Source organism: Bradyrhizobium sp. 31Argb (assembly GCF_043638955.1).
In the GTDB taxonomy this organism is placed as follows: Bacteria; Pseudomonadota; Alphaproteobacteria; order Rhizobiales; family Xanthobacteraceae; genus Bradyrhizobium.
The window spans coordinates 16,138-29,180 of the sequence record NZ_JBEGDB010000011.1; the positions used below are offsets into that span (position 1 = coordinate 16,138).

Annotated in this window: 12 protein-coding genes; 3 read left to right on the forward strand and 9 right to left on the reverse strand. The window is 63.2% G+C overall.

The window, feature by feature from the left end; all coding sequences use genetic code 11:
* The first annotated feature begins 88 nt into the window (after positions 1-88).
* Entirely contained in the window at positions 89-1,183 is a 1,095-nt protein-coding gene (locus AAFX91_RS03825) for a methyl-accepting chemotaxis protein (RefSeq protein WP_130578385.1), read from the forward strand.
* A 220-nt stretch (positions 1,184-1,403) separates the two neighbouring features.
* On the opposite strand, the gene AAFX91_RS03830 is transcribed toward AAFX91_RS03825, so the two are convergent.
* From AAFX91_RS03830 to AAFX91_RS03850, 5 genes are all read right to left on the reverse strand, one after another.
* On the reverse strand, positions 1,404-2,123 hold the full coding sequence (locus AAFX91_RS03830; protein WP_130578384.1) for a haloacid dehalogenase type II: 720 nt from the start codon (positions 2,121-2,123) through the stop codon (positions 1,404-1,406).
* Positions 2,124-2,190: 67 nt separating this feature from the next.
* Positions 2,191-3,189, reverse strand: coding sequence for a class II fructose-bisphosphatase (glpX, locus tag AAFX91_RS03835; protein ID WP_130578383.1), 999 nt, complete (start codon positions 3,187-3,189; stop codon positions 2,191-2,193).
* Between the two features lie 75 nt (positions 3,190-3,264).
* Entirely contained in the window at positions 3,265-4,584 is a 1,320-nt protein-coding gene (locus tag AAFX91_RS03840; protein ID WP_394565589.1) for a homoserine dehydrogenase, read from the reverse strand.
* 80 nt (positions 4,585-4,664) lie between these two features.
* The gene (locus AAFX91_RS03845; RefSeq protein ID WP_394565590.1) at positions 4,665-5,885 is read right to left on the reverse strand and encodes an LL-diaminopimelate aminotransferase; all 1,221 of its coding nucleotides are present in this window, start codon (positions 5,883-5,885) and stop codon (positions 4,665-4,667) included.
* Between the two features lie 206 nt (positions 5,886-6,091).
* Positions 6,092-6,376, reverse strand: coding sequence for a hypothetical protein (locus AAFX91_RS03850; RefSeq protein ID WP_130578380.1), 285 nt, complete (start codon positions 6,374-6,376; stop codon positions 6,092-6,094).
* 278 nt (positions 6,377-6,654) lie between these two features.
* Between AAFX91_RS03850 and AAFX91_RS03855 the strand changes: the two genes are divergently transcribed.
* Both AAFX91_RS03855 and AAFX91_RS03860 read left to right on the forward strand, forming a co-directional pair.
* The gene (locus tag AAFX91_RS03855; RefSeq protein ID WP_394565592.1) at positions 6,655-8,460 is read left to right on the forward strand and encodes a PHA/PHB synthase family protein; all 1,806 of its coding nucleotides are present in this window, start codon (positions 6,655-6,657) and stop codon (positions 8,458-8,460) included.
* Positions 8,461-8,552: 92 nt separating this feature from the next.
* A complete protein-coding gene (locus tag AAFX91_RS03860) occupies positions 8,553-8,951 on the forward strand; it encodes an MAPEG family protein (protein ID WP_130578378.1) in 399 nt (132 codons plus the stop codon).
* Positions 8,952-8,961: 10 nt separating this feature from the next.
* On the opposite strand, the gene AAFX91_RS03865 is transcribed toward AAFX91_RS03860, so the two are convergent.
* The 4 genes from AAFX91_RS03865 to AAFX91_RS03880 all read right to left on the reverse strand — a co-directional run bounded on the left by AAFX91_RS03865 (position 8,962) and on the right by AAFX91_RS03880 (position 13,041).
* The gene (locus tag AAFX91_RS03865; protein ID WP_130578377.1) at positions 8,962-9,951 is read right to left on the reverse strand and encodes an isopenicillin N synthase family oxygenase; all 990 of its coding nucleotides are present in this window, start codon (positions 9,949-9,951) and stop codon (positions 8,962-8,964) included.
* Between the two features lie 37 nt (positions 9,952-9,988).
* Entirely contained in the window at positions 9,989-10,930 is a 942-nt protein-coding gene (locus AAFX91_RS03870; protein WP_394565603.1) for an ABC transporter substrate-binding protein, read from the reverse strand.
* 468 nt (positions 10,931-11,398) lie between these two features.
* Positions 11,399-12,379 (reverse strand): N-acetyl-gamma-glutamyl-phosphate reductase, encoded by a 981-nt coding sequence (gene argC / locus AAFX91_RS03875; protein ID WP_394565593.1) that lies wholly within the window; start codon positions 12,377-12,379, stop codon positions 11,399-11,401.
* Positions 12,376-13,041, reverse strand: a complete 666-nt coding sequence (locus AAFX91_RS03880) for an FMN-binding negative transcriptional regulator (protein ID WP_130578374.1) — start codon at positions 13,039-13,041, stop codon at positions 12,376-12,378. The genes argC and AAFX91_RS03880 overlap by 4 nt, the downstream gene beginning before the upstream one ends.
* Between the last annotated feature and the right edge of the window lie 2 nt (positions 13,042-13,043).

Sequence of the window (13,043 nt, forward strand, 5' to 3'; positions counted from 1 at the left end):
AAAAGGACGCGCGTTTGATGTGCGATTTTTTTGGTTCCGTTCCGTCCGCAGGAAGCGGTCAAAGGCTTAATGCAGGGGAAGTCCGCCTATGTCCATCGCGCTCCCGCGCGCGAAATCAATCGCGAGCGAATCGGCGGTCTCACCTGACGTCGACGATGAATCCGACATTTCGGCCCTGATCGCGCGGCTGACCGCGGAGGTCAACCAGATCGCCTGCGAGAAGACCAGGTCGATCCAGAAGATCACCAACCAGATGAAGATGCTGGCGCTAAATGCGCTGATCGAGAGCTCGCGCGCCGGCGCGCAAGGCGCCGGCTTTGCAGTGGTGGCGCAGGAAGTGCGCGGCGTCGGCCAGCAGGTCGAGACCATCGCGCGCGAGCTCGAGACGCAGTTGACGCGGCGCACCGGCAGTCTCATGAGCTCGATCGAGCGCATGACCGACCGCTCGCGCGGCGAGCGCATGGTGGACCTGTCGCTGAATGCGATCGAACTGATCGACCGCAACCTCTATGAACGGACCTGCGACGTGCGCTGGTGGGCGACCGATTCCGCCGTCGTCGACTGCGCCGCTTCACCGCAACCGGCAGTGGTCGCACACGCTTCCGAGCGGCTCGGCGTGATCCTATCCGCCTACACCGTCTATCTCGATCTCTGGCTTTGCGATCTCGAAGGCAATGTGCTCGCCAACGGGCGCGCCGATCGCTTCAAGGTGATCGGCCAGAATGTCGCGGCTACAAAATGGTTTCGTCAGGCGCGCGACCTGCGCTCGGGGGACGATTATGTCGCCGGCGACGTCGAGTGCCAGCCGCTGCTCGGCAATGCCCAGGTCGCGACCTATTGCGCCAGCGTCCGCGAAGGCGGCAAGGCCCATGGCAAACCGACAGGCGTGCTCGCGATCCATTTCGACTGGGAGCCGCAGGCGCGCGCCATCGTCCAGGGTGTACGCGTCGGCGCCGCCGACAAAGCGCGCGTGCTGCTGATCGATTCCAATTTCCGGGTGATCGCGGCGTCCGACGGCAAGGGCCTTCTGACCGAGCACGTCTCGCTGTCGCTGGGCGGCCAGCGCAGCGGCTTCTACCACGACCGCTCCGGCGCATTGGTCGCCTTCCACGCCACGCCGGGCTACGAGACCTACAGGGGTCTCGGCTGGTACGGCGTCATTCTCTGCGGGGCGGCTTCCTAGACGAGTGCTGCAACCCAGCGCGTTGCTGTGCGCCCCTCATGGTGAGGAGCCGCACCGCGGCATCTCCGGACGATGCTTCGCATCGCCGGGAGAACCATGAGGCCCCACTGTCACCCGCGGCCATCCTTCGAGACGCGCCTTGAGGGGCGCTCCTCAGGATGAGGACCTTTTGCGTGGCGGGTTCCTCTTAGGTTTTCCGCTGCGTTCTTCTCGCGACGAACTAGCAGCCCATCCGATCGGCGATCGCGCCAAAGTCCTTGGCGACGATGTCCCAGTCGCCGGTTGCTTCGAAGTCGACTTTCTGCAGCGGGCCGTATTCGGTCGGACGCGCCACAAAGGCAGTCTTCAGGCCGTTCTGTTGCGCATGCTTGAGGTCGCCGTTATGCGCGGCCACCATCATCACCTGCTCCGGCGGCAGGCACAACAATTTCGCGGCGCCGAGATAGGTTTCCGGATCGGGCTTGTAGTGCTCGAACAGTTCGGCCGACATGATGAGGTCCCAGGGGAGCCCTGCGAACTTCGCCATGTTGGTCAGCAGTGCGACATTGCCGTTCGAGAGCGGCGAGATGATGTATTTCGTCTTCAGCCGCGCCAGCCCCGCCACGCTGTCGGGCCAGGGATGCAGACGGTGCCAGCCCATCGTCAGGTACTGCAGGTCGGCTTCCGTCAATCCCTTGATGCCCTGCTGCTCGACCAGCTTCTCCAGCGAGCGGCGGTGCAACACGTCGAGGATGACATAGCCGTGTTCGGGATGTTTACGCACCTCATCCATCGAGGCGACATAGACCGCGCGCCAACCGTCAACGAGGGCGGTCCAGTCGGCTTCGATGCCGCGCGTCTTCGACCAGTTCGTGAAGTCGTTGATCAGGCTGGTGCGCCAGTCGACAACGGTGCCGAACACGTCGAACACCAACGCCTTCACCGCCGAAAGATCGGCCATGCTCGCCTCCCGTTTTTTCTTGTCATTCCGGGGCGCGCATCAGCGCTCCCCGGAATGACGGCTCACTTCAGTCGAGATGGAACTTCTCGAGCTGGCGGTGCTCCGCCTTGATGTAGCGCACGGTGCCGGTGACCGAGCGCATCACCACCGTCTCGGTCTCGATCGTGTCCTTCTTGAACTTCACGCCTGTCAGCAATGAGCCCGTGGTGACGCCGGTGGCGGCGAACAGACAGTCGCCACGCGCCATGTCCTCGATGCCGTAGATCATCTTCGGATCGGTGATGCCCATCTTCTGCGCGCGCTCGCGCTTCTCGTCGCTGTCGAGGATGAGGCGGCACTGCATCTGGCCGCCGATGCAGCGCAGCGCTGCCGCGGCCAGCACGCCCTCGGGCGCACCGCCGGTGCCCATGTAGATGTCGACGCCGGTTTCGTCCGGGTTGGTGGTGTGGATCACGCCGGCCACGTCGCCGTCGGTGATCAGGCGCACGGCGGCGCCGGTCGAGCGGATGCTCGCGATGATGTCGGCATGGCGCGGACGGTCGAGCACCAGCGCTGTGATCGCCGATGCCGGCACGCCCTTGGCCTTGGCGAGCCGCTGGATGTTGTCGGCCGGCGACGCGTCGAGTTCGATCACGTTCTTGGCGTAGCCCGGACCGATCGCGATCTTTTCCATGTAGACGTCGGGCGCGTGCAGCAGCGTGCCGCCATCGGCCATCGCCATCGTGGCGATCGCGCCCGGCATGCTCTTCGCGCAGAGCGTGGTGCCTTCCAGCGGGTCGACGGCGATATCGACCTTCGGCCCAGCATTGAGTCCGACTTTCTCGCCGATGAACAGCATCGGCGCCTCATCGCGCTCGCCTTCGCCGATCACGATGGTGCCCTCGATCGGCAATTTGTTGAGTTCGCGGCGCATCGCGTCGACGGCGGCCTGGTCGGCCGCCTTCTCCTCGCCGTGGCCGCGCAGCCGCGCGGCCGACACCGCCGCCCGCTCCGTTACCCGCACGATTTCGAGCGTGAGAATGCGCTCGAGCAAGAGTTGCGGCGGGACGGAAATATGGGTCGACATCTCTGCACTCCTTCAGCCTTCGGGCCCCTCGCCCGCATTCAATCATCTAACGTAGAGGGCGTTCGCTATCGCACACTAATTTTTCTCAATTCGGATCACCTGCGGGCGACCACTGATGACCCTGTCGCGCTGCACGGCCTTGAGCGCCCGGTGAACCGCGTCTTCACTGGTCGCATAGGTAATCAGAATGACCGGAACCGGTGAAGCTTTTTTGGCCGAACCGTTAACATCACCGCCATTGCGGTGGCGCTGCACGATCGATTCCAGCGAAATCTTCTGTTCCGCGAGCCGCGTTGCGATGGTCGCGGCGGTGCCGGCGTGGTCGCGGGCCAGAAGGCGGATGTAATATCCGCCTTCATGGCGCTCCATCGGCGCCTTTGTCGTGGCGCGTAGGCTGTCGACCGGCCGGCCGAACGGCGTTGCGCGGATGCCGCGCGCGACGTCGGCTATATCGGCAACAACGGCGGACGCGGTCGCCGCCCCGCCTGCCCCCGGCCCGACCAGGGTGATCGGCGGAATGCCCTCGCCGTCGATCGTCACCGCGTTGGTGACGCCCATTACTTGGGCAATCGACGAAGATTTCGGCACCATGGTCGGATGCACGCGCTGCTCGATGCCCTTTGCGGTTCGCACCGCAACGCCGAGCAGCTTGACGCGATATCCGAGTTCCTCCGCCGCACGCAAGTCTTCGGGCGTGATCGAGGAAATGCCTTCGACATAGACAGCGGTTTGCGCGACCTTGGTGCCGAAGGCGAGGCTCGCCAGGATCGCAAGCTTTTGTGCGGTGTCGTGTCCGTCGACATCGAAGGACGGATTGGCTTCGGCATAACCGAGCCGCTGCGCATCCTTCAAACATTCCTCAAACGACAATCCCTCATGCTCCATCCGCGTCAGGATGTAATTGCAGGTGCCGTTGAGGATGCCGTAGACGCGGTTGACGCTGGTGCCGGAGAGCCCCTCGCGCAGCGTCTTGATCACGGGAATCGCCGCGCCGACCGCGGCCTCGTAATTCAGTGCGCCACCATTCTGCTCGGCGGCCTTGGCAAGCTTCAGCCCGTGCTTGGCGATCAGCGCCTTGTTGGCTGTCACCACCGACTTGCCGGCCTTGAGCGCGGTCTCGATCGCCGAGAAGGCGGGATCATCGGCGCCGCCCATCAACTCGACGAAACAGTCGACGTTGGAATCCTGGGCCAGCGCCTGCGGGCTTTCCACCCAGTCGATGCCGCGCAAATCGAGCCCGCGCTTCTTCGCCTTCGACCGCGCGGTGACCGCGACGACGCGCACGCCGCGACCGCTGCGCGCCGCCAAGGCGGCTCCCTGCTGCTCAATCAGGCGGACGACTTCGGCGCCAACGGTGCCGAGCCCCGCTATGCCCACTTTCAGCGGTGCGACCATCGAGAAGAAACCTGCCGGAGGACTTTATGACCTAAGCATGATCTGATCCGAAAACCGGATTCCACTTTTCGGGATCATGCCTAGCGCCGGTTGGCGAGAGGAACCACGTTGTGCAACGTTTCGATGCCGCTTTCAAGGAAGCGGCGCACGCCGCGCGCGGCCTGGCGAATACGTTGCTCGTTTTCCACCATCGCGATGCGGACAAAGCCTTCGCCGTGCTCGCCGAAGGCGACGCCGGGCGACACCACCACGCCGGACTTCTCCACCAAGAGGGTTGCGAACTGCATGCTGCCGACATCCTCGAACGCTTTCGGCAGCGGCGCCCAGGCGAACATCGAAGCTTGCGGCGGCGGGATATCCCAGCCGGCGCGGCCGAACGCCTCCACCAGCGTGTCGCGCCGGCGGCGATAGGTCTCGCGCATCTCGCGGATACAGTCGTCCGGCCCGTTCAGCGCCGCGGTCGCGGCCACCTGGATCGGCGTGAAGGCGCCATAATCGAGATAGGATTTCACCCGCGCCAGCGCCGCGATGATACGCTCATTGCCGACCGCAAAGCCCATGCGCCAGCCGGCCATCGAATAGGTCTTCGACATCGAGGTGAATTCGACGGTGACGTCCATCGCGCCCGGCACTTGCAGCACCGAAGGCGGCGGATTGTTGTCGTCGAAATAAACTTCAGCGTAAGCGAGATCCGACAGGATGAATATCTCGTGCTTCTTCGCAAAGGCGACGAGGTCTTTGTAGAAGTCGAGATCGGCGACATAGGCCGTCGGGTTGGAGGGATAGCAGACCACGAGCGCGAGCGGTTTCGGGATCGAATGGATGATCGCGCGCTCCACCGACTCGAAGAATTGCGGCGTCGGCTCCGACGGCACCGAGCGGATCACCCCGCCCGCCATCAGGAAGCCGAAGGCATGGATCGGGTAGCTCGGATTCGGGCACAGGATGACGTCGCCGGGCGCGGTGATCGCCTGCGCCACATTGGCAAAGCCCTCCTTCGAGCCCAGCGTCGCCACCACCTGGGTGTCCGGATTGAGCTTCACGCCGAACCGCCGCGCGTAATACGCAGCCTGCGCCTTGCGGAGACCGTTGATGCCGCGCGAGGCCGAATAGCGGTCGGTCCGCGGCTTGCCGAGGGTTTCCTTCACCTTCTCGATCACATGGGGCGGCGTCGGCAGGTCCGGGTTGCCCATGCCCATGTCGATGATGTCGGCCCCGGCATTGCGCGCGGCTGCCTTGGCCTGGTTGACCTTCTCGAACACGTAAGGCGGCAGACGGCGAATGCGATAGAACTCTTCCATGGGACCTCTGCTCCGACGACCGGCACGGCAGAATCGCGAGCGTGTACGCGGTTTGCCGAGACCAAGCCCGGTTTGGCCCGGAAATTACGCCCAATCAATGACTTAGAGCGTTTCCAGACGCAAAATCTGGGCTCGGCGACCGGATATGCGGTTGAATTGAGGTTCTTTTAGCATGTAGCGGTGGCAGCGCCAGCGATTCCGCCCCGTCACTTACCGGCGTTCTGCGCGGCTGCAGCCTGGCGATCGCGGGCCGCCTTCAGTTCGGCCTCGATCTTGGCCTGCTCGGCCGGCTTCATCGGCGCCTCCTCACGATCCGGCGGCATGTCGTGCACTGGGAGATAGCCGCCGGCCTCCTTCGGACGCGCCGGCGCATCGGCTGGCACCCCGACGCCGGGAAGATCCGCGATCGACGTGGAGCAGCCGCCAAGCGCAACCGCGGACGCGAGCAGCGCGCCGACCGCGAGCAGCCTTTTCATTCGATCGATACGCATACGTCCGGAAGTCCCCACTTGCCGGTAACTAATCACTGGTATGAGCCTTGCAGCGACAAATCGTCTGATCGCTTCGGCCCTGCCCTAACCGTTCAAACCATTGTCGCCCGAAACGATTAAGTCGTGAACAACAAATCCGATTGATGCGGCTTCAATGTGTCGGAACTGGGAGGAATTTGTCGCAGTGCAACAACAACGCGAAAACCTAGAGAAATCCTACATCTTCCTTGCCGCACCGCGCGATGACGCGGCTCAATTGAAGCGATAGTGTCCATTGCATGGGCGACGTTACCCTCGAAACCCAGGCCACAAAGAAGTTCGACGGCGAAGCCTTCGCAATGAACATTGCGCGTGCGCTGGAGAGCTCCGGCCAGGCGCTTGCAGCCTATCTGAAGCCGCGTGAGAACGCTGACATCAAGGACAAGGCGGGAGGCGAGTTTGCGGAGGTGATCAAGACCTTCACCGCGGTCGCCGAATACTGGCTCTCGGACCAGGATCGGGCCGCCGACCTGCAGACCAAGCTCGGCAAGGCCTATCTCGACCTGTTCGGCTCGGCCGCCCGCCGCATGGCCGGCCAGGAAGCCAAGGCCGCGATCGATCCGCCACCGCGCGACAAGCGCTTCGCCGACCCGGAATGGCGGTCGAACCAGTTCTTCGACTTCATTCTGCAGCTCTATCTGCTCACCGCGCAATGGGCGCAGGAGCTCGTGCGCAACGCTGAGGGCGTCGATCCGCATACCCGCAAGAAGGCCGAGTTCTACGTCCAGCAGATCACCAACGCGCTGGCGCCGTCGAATTTCGTTTTGACAAATCCGGAAGTGCTGCGCACCACGATGGAGACGAACGGCGACAACCTCGTTCGCGGCATGAAGATGTTGGCTGAGGACATCGAGGCCGGCCACGGCACGCTGCGAATCCGCCAGTCCGACCCGACCAACCTCGCGGTCGGCGTCAACATGGCGACCACGCCGGGCAAGGTGATCTATCAAAACGAATTGATGCAGTTGATCCAGTACTCGCCGACCACGGAGACGGTGCTACGCACGCCGCTCCTGATCGTGCCGCCATGGATCAACAAGTACTACATCCTCGATCTCAGGCCGGAGAAGTCCTTCATCAAATGGTGCGTGGACCAGGGATTGACCGTGTTCGTGATCTCCTGGGTCAATCCCGATCGCGAGCTCGGCAAGAAGACCTTCGCCGACTACATGACCGAGGGACCGCTGACCGCGATGGACGTCATCGAGAAGGTGACGGGCGAGATGAAGGTGCACACCGTCGGCTATTGCGTCGGCGGCACCCTGCTTGCCGCGACGCTCGCCTGGCTCGCCGAGAAGCGCCGCGTGCGCGTCACGTCGGCCACGTTCTTCGCCGCGCAGGTCGACTTCACTCATGCCGGCGACCTCCTGGTGTTCGTCGACGAGGACCAGATCTCGGCGCTCGAGCGCGACATGGAGCAGCGGGGCGTGCTCGAGGGCAGCAAGATGGCGATGGCCTTCAACATGCTGCGCTCTAACGACCTGATCTGGTCCTATGTCGTCAGCAACTATCTGAAGGGGCAGCCGCCCACCTCGTTCGACCTCCTGCACTGGAACTCCGACGCGACGCGGATGCCGGCGGCGAACCATTCCTATTACCTGCGCAACTGCTACCTGGAGAACCGGCTTTCCTCTGGCAGCATGGTGCTGGACAACACGCTGCTCGATCTCTCCAAGGTGAAGGTGCCGGTCTACAACCTCGCGACCCGCGAGGATCACATCGCGCCGGCCGAGTCGGTGCTGTACGGCTCGCAGTTCTTCGGCGGGCCCGTGAAATATGTGCTGTCCGGTTCCGGCCATATCGCCGGCGTGGTCAACCCGCCTGCGGCCAACAAGTACCAGTACTGGACCAACGACAACATCAAGGACGCCAAGCTTTCCGACTGGCTGAAGAGCGCCAAGGAGCACAAGGGATCGTGGTGGCCCGATTGGCGCGAATGGCTGGAAAGCATCGATGCCGAGGCAGTCCCCGCGCGCGCTGTCGGGTCTGAGGCGCTGCCGCCGATCGAAGAAGCCCCCGGCAGCTATGTCCGGGTGCGCGCATAGCGCGATGCGCGCCGCTTCGGTATAATCAAGCGTCCACTTGGAGCAGAAAAATCACGCTCTAGACGGGACGCGGATCAATCGAGGGGAAACCAATGACGCGTGAACTGTTCTGGCTGACGCTGACGGTGATTCTGACCGGAATATTGTGGATTCCCTACATCATCAACCGCTGCCAGGTCCGCGGCCTCGCCGGCGCGATGGCCAACCCCTCGCGCGGCGACAAGCCTCTCGCCGACTGGGCGAACCGGCTGATGTTCGCGCACGACAACGCGGTCGAGAACCTCATCGTTTTCGCGCCGCTGGTCCTGATCCTCAATGCAATCGACTATTCCACCAAATGGACCGTGCTCGCTTGCGCCGTCTATTTCTGGTCGCGCGTGGCGCACCTGATCGTCTACACGCTCGGCCTGCCGGTGTTCCGCACCCTCGCCTTCGTCATCGGCTTCCTCGCGCAAGCCGTGCTCGCGCTGGCGATATTCAGGGTGCTCTGATTGCAGTGCTTCACGGCTGTGGCCTGGCCTCGGGCTTCATGCTCAAATCCATGGATGCCGTCAGCTTGGCGCGAATGTAGTCGCCAGCCAACACGGGCTCGTACAGCGCGGGATGCTTCGCATCGACGCAAGTCGGGAGGCAGGCGACTTCGGCCGACTCGTTCGGTCCCGTGAAGGCCACCATGGACAGGCGCGCGGTCGAGCCTGTGAGGCTGCGATCGGGGTTGGATACCCGATGCAGCGTCGAGCGCCAGCGGCCATTGGTCCATCGCGACATCAGATCGCCGACATTGATCACGAAGGAGTTCGGGACGACGCCAACCTCGCTCCATGTCCCGTCGCGATCACAGACCTCGAGGCCGCCCGGCGCCTCGTCCTGCCGCAGGATGGTCAGGCCACCGTAGTCATGATGGGCGCCATAGCGCAATTGACCCGGCGCAGGCGGTTGCGGCTGATCGGGATAATGTACAAAGCGCAGCGTGATCGATGGATCGGCATACGAGGACGCGAAATAGTCTTCTGGCAGATCGAGGGCCAACGCCGAAAGACGCGTGAGATGAGCGGTGAGCGTCATGATCTCGGCCGACCAGGCTTCAACCAAGTCTCGAAGCCCGACCGGACTGGCGGGCCATATATTCGGCCGGCCGCTGTGGGCTGCCCGGTGTGGAGCCGCAAACACCAGGGCCTCGCACAGGTCAGGCGGCGTTTCGCCCGACAGGGTCTTGGCGACACTCTCGATTCCGATCGGCAGATAGCCGCGCCCCTTGGTCTTCTCGGGTGCGGCATTCTGCAGCTTCGTCGCCATGGGCTGCGCGAAATAGTCCTTCACAGCGCCATAGGTGTCGCTCGCGAGCTGTTCCGGCACCCCGTGCCCGACCACAACGGCGAAACCGATGCTTTCGAACGCATGACCAAACGCCAGTCCGACCTTCTGGCGGGCCGCAGCGTCACCGTGGACGAAGGGAGCTATATCGACGATGGGAAGAGTCATCTGAGGCATCGAAATCTCTCGGCAAACATACCAGGGGGTCGAGCGGTCATTTGGTGTTGCTGAATCGCAGCGTGTAGGCGGATCTCACGTCGAGCGTTCTCGGATAGACTCCTGCCGTGGCGAGCGTGTCGAAGAAGCGGGTCCAGCGTTCGTCCGTCATGGCGCCAATCCCCAGCCTGTCGGCATCGCCCCCAAGGACAAGCCCGCGCTTGCGCATCTGATCGAGCTTGAAGCGGAACAGTTCCTCTCCGCCGGTTGGATTGACGGCGAGGATAGCTTTCATGGCCGGTGTGGCGTCACCCGTCATACATTCTTCGAACCCCTTTCGGGTTGCGTCGACGAAGGCCTGAACGGTGTTGGAATGACCTTCAATATAGGCGTCGGTGGCGAAGATCGTGGTCGCGTAATTGTCGTAGCCATAGTCGGCAAGCAGGATCGATACGGGCGGTGCAGGCAAGGCCTTGCCGAGCAGCAAGGCGTCTTCGGTGATATAGCCTTGCTGCACGGCCTTGGGATCGGCAAGAAACGGCGCAGCCGAATAGCTGTAGGCCGCCAGCTGATCATCCGAGAAGCCGAACTTGGCTTTCAGGAATTGCCAGAATTCGTTTCGTGAGAACTGGCCGATCATGATCCGCCGGTCCTTCAGGTCCTGCAGGGTGGAAACGCCCTGGCCTGCATGAGCCACCAGCGTCTGCGGGTCCTTCTGGAAAAATGCCGCGACCGTACGGGCCTTCACGCCCCGATTGACCAGATTGAGCGTTGTGAAACTCGACCCCATGCCCATGTCGATTTCGCCGGCAGCGACCATGAGGGGCATATTGACGTTTGGATTGCCGGGACGAAGTTCGACGTCGAGGCCAGTGTCCTTGTAGTAGCCCTTCGCCTGGGCCTGGAAGAAGCCACAGTGCTCCCCTTGTGGCACCCAGTTTAGGCCGTAAACAACCTTATCGAGCGCCTGGGCTGGCGAACCCATGACCGACAAGGCCATCGCACAGATAGTAAGACACTGTTTCATGAGTGTAGCGGTCCGCATGCCTGCCCCTTTGGACTGGAAGTGATTCAGCCGACCGTCGGGGCGCCATCGTCGTCACCACAACGGCAAGCTGAGCCTGCGAGCCAGCTTCATCTCCGTGTTTGCGGAGCGCTCGGCGACCACTGGATTGCAAGGCAACAGGAAGTCTTGCACCGCAAAGCGTTGCGTACGAGCATCATTTTTTGCGCATTGTGTTCGCAAAAAGCGTACGCAGACAGGATACGCCCTGTGCGCGCCAGCCATCGGATCGCGGACGAGCGCCCTCATGTGCGGCGACTGACTTCATCCAGTTTCCTGGTGAGCCTGGAGCGCGCCCCGATTGCGCCGCTCAGCGCCGATGGTCCAACGTCGCTCCGGCAGAATGCTGAGCGCATCGCTGCGCGAAGCGCTCAGCATGACAGAACAGTGCCGCCCGCTTCAGGCTTAGGCCTCAGCGAGCCCCAGCATCAGCCGCATGTTTTGCACCGCCGCGCCCGAGGCACCTTTGCCCAGGTTGTCCAGGCGCGCGACCAGCACCGCCTGATGGTGCTTGTAGCTGGCAAAGACATAAAGTTCGAGCCTGTTGGTCTCGTTCAGCGCCTCGGGCTCGATCCGCCCGCTCTTGGCGGCCTCGTTCTCAAGCGGCATGACCGAGACGTAGCGGCTTCCGGCGTAGCGTTCCGCCAGCGCAGCGTGGAGGTCGGCCGCACCGGGCTTGCCCGGCAGTGTCTCAAGCTGCAATGGCACTGACACCAGCATGCCCTGCCGGTAGTTGCCCACCGACGGCACAAAGATCGGCCGGCGCGTCAGCCGCGAGTAAAGCTGCATCTCCGGCACATGCTTGTGCTCGAAACCGAGACCATAAAGTTCGAAGGCTGGCGCGGTGCCGTCCTCGAAGCTTGCGATCATCGACTTTCCGCCGCCGGAATAGCCGCTGACGGCGTTGACGGTGACCGGGTAATCCGCAGGCAGCAGGCCGGCGTCGACCAGCGGGCGGAGCAGCGCGATCGCGCCGGTCGGATAGCAGCCGGGGTTGGAAACCTTCCGAGCGGTGCGGATCTTGTCCGCCTGATCCGCCGCGAGCTCCGGAAAGCCGTAGGTCCAGTCGCTGGCAACGCGGAACGCCGTCGATGCGTCAAGCACCCGGGGTGCCGCGGCGCCCATGCTGTCGATCAACGCAACGGTCTCCTTCGCGGCATCGTCCGGCAGGCAGAGGATCACCAGATCCACCTCCTCCATCAGCGCGCGCTTGGCGCCTGCGTCCTTGCGCTTTTCTTCGGCAATGCTCTTCACCACCACGTCATTCTGCAGCCGAAGCCGCTCGTTGATGCCGAGGCCCGTTGTTCCACTGGCACCGTCGACAAACACGGCGGGCTTGGCGGCGCTGCCGACGGTCGGGGATGGCTTGACGTCAGAGAGGCTCATGGCTCGCTCCTTTCGAGCTTGTTCGGTTCACTTGCAAAGGCCTGCGGCCGCGCTTGGCGCATCAGATGCGCAATCTGTTGCGCGCCTGCATCGGTCTGCGAAGCGAGCACGCTCGCCACCGCTGCGTAGTCGGTTTCGGATTTGTGCTGGTTGAGCTTGAAGCTACCCTCGACCTCTTCAACCGTCATCTCAAGACCCACGATTGCCTTCTTCATCGCCTCGAGCCGTGCGGCGGTCATCTTCGATGACGTCCACGGCTTCTTCGGCAGCAGCCTGTTCTCGAACTTGGCGCTGAGCGTATCGATCTGCACCGCAAGCTCGTCATCCGACAGCGGCCGTACCGGACCGCTCAGATGCACAGCCTGATAAAGCCAAGTCGGCACCTGATCGCGTGAGACATACCAATCCGCCGACACATAGGCATCCGATCCGGTGACGGCCAGCAGCCAGGACGAAGTCCCCGCAAGCTTTATCAGCGGATTGTGACGGGCGAGATGAAACACCGCGCGCGGCGTCCCGTCCGCGCCATAGGACAGGTAGAACGGCAGCGGCGAAGCGATCGGCTTGGCGCCGTCCCAGGCGCAGACAAGGCCGAACCCGCGCGCTTCCGCAAAGGCGAGACTTGCGGCGCGGTCGGGCTTGAACGGCGGTGGCGTATACATGT